Origin of the sequence: Pseudomonas entomophila, assembly GCF_029478665.1 — a bacterium.
In the GTDB taxonomy this organism is placed as follows: domain Bacteria; phylum Pseudomonadota; class Gammaproteobacteria; order Pseudomonadales; family Pseudomonadaceae; genus Aquipseudomonas; species Aquipseudomonas entomophila_F.
The window spans coordinates 1-1,642 of the sequence record NZ_JARPQB010000111.1 but is presented as its reverse complement, the minus strand read 5'-3'; the positions used below and the strand labels follow the sequence as shown (position 1 = coordinate 1,642).

The window sequence follows — 1,642 nt, the reverse complement described above, 5'->3', positions numbered from 1 at the left end:
AGCTCGCTGACCGTGGGCATCACCGATGCGTCGGTGGTTGGCAAGACCTTCGAGAATCTGGAGCTGGGTGGCAACGCCACCGTGCAGATCACCGATACCGTCAGCGAAGTGGTCGCGACCCTGACGGCCGACAAGACCACCGTCAGCGAAGGCGGCCAGGTCACCTACACCGTGACCCTGACCAACGCCCAGGGCCTGTCGGTCACCGGCCATAACGGCCTGACCTTCACCCTGTCCGATGGCACCAAAGTCAGCATCCCGGCCGGCAGCGCCAGCGGCACCTTCACCATCACCGCCAAGGACGATGTGTACGTCGGCGGCCAGCCGAGCATCGTCAACAAGATCGAGTCGGTTACTGGTGCGGACAACTTCGAGAAGCTGACCCTCGGCGACAACACCATCACCACCACCGTGACTGACGAGCCAGGTACCGGCACTCCGGGCACTGGCAACGAAGGCGACAAGGTCGCCGTGACCATCGTCAGCAATGGCGACGTGAACGAAGCCCAGCAGCCGACCTTCACCGTCAAGGTGAACCAACCGCTGGACCGCGACCTGACTGTGACCCTGTCCAACGGTGACAAGGTCGTGATCACCGCAGGCCAGACGGAGGCCACCTACAAGGCCGCCGCTCAAGGCGACGACGTATTCAAAGACGGCAGCTCGCTGACCGTTGGCATTACCGATGCCACCGTCACCGGCAAGACTTTCGAGAATCTGGAGCTGGGTGGCAGCGCCACCGTACAGATAACCGACACCGTCAGTGAGGTTGTCGCGACCCTGACCGCCGACAAGACCACCGTGTCGGAAGGCGGCCAGATTACCTACACCGTCACCCTGACCAACGCCCAGGGCCTGTCGGTCACCGGCCACAATGGCCTGACCTTCACCCTGTCCGACGGCACCAAAGTCAGCATTCCAGCCGGCAGCGCCAGCGGTACCTTCACCATCACCGCCAAGGACGACGTGTACGTCGGTGGCCAGCCGAACATCGTCAACAAGATCGAATCGGTCGCCGGTGGCGACAACTTCGAGAAGCTGACCCTCGGCGATAACACCATCACCACCACCGTCACCGACGAACCAGGTACCGGCACCCCAGGCACCGGCAACGAAGGCGACAAGGTCGCCGTGACCATCGTCAGCAATGGCGATGTCAATGAAGCCCAGCAGCCGACCTTCACCGTGAAGGTGAACCAGCCACTGGACCGTGATCTGACTGTCACCCTGTCCAACGGCGACAAGGTGGTCATCACTGCCGGCCAGACCGAAGCCACCTACAAGGCCGCCGCCCAAGGCGACGACGTGTTCAAGGACGGCAGCTCGCTGACCGTGGGCATCACCGATGCGTCGGTGGTTGGCAAGACTTTCGAGAATCTGGAGCTGGGTGGCAGCGCCACCGTACAGATCACCGACACCGTCAGTGAGGTTGTCGCGACCCTGACCGCGGACAAGACCACTGTTTCGGAAGGCGGCCAGGTCACCTACACCGTGACCCTGACCAACGCCCAGGGCCTGTCGGTCACCGGCCATAACGGCCTGACTTTCACCCTGTCCGACGGCACCAAAGTCAGCATTCCGGCTGGCAGCGCCAGCGGTACCTTCACCATCACCGCCAAGGATGATGTCTACGTCGGTGGCC

1 protein-coding gene is annotated in these 1,642 nt (G+C 62.8%); it reads left to right on the top strand.

Annotated features, from left to right (window positions below; translation table 11 throughout):
- The coding region (locus P5705_RS26095) for an immunoglobulin-like domain-containing protein (protein ID WP_346780516.1) at nt 1–1,642 on the top strand (1,642 nt) is incomplete at both ends.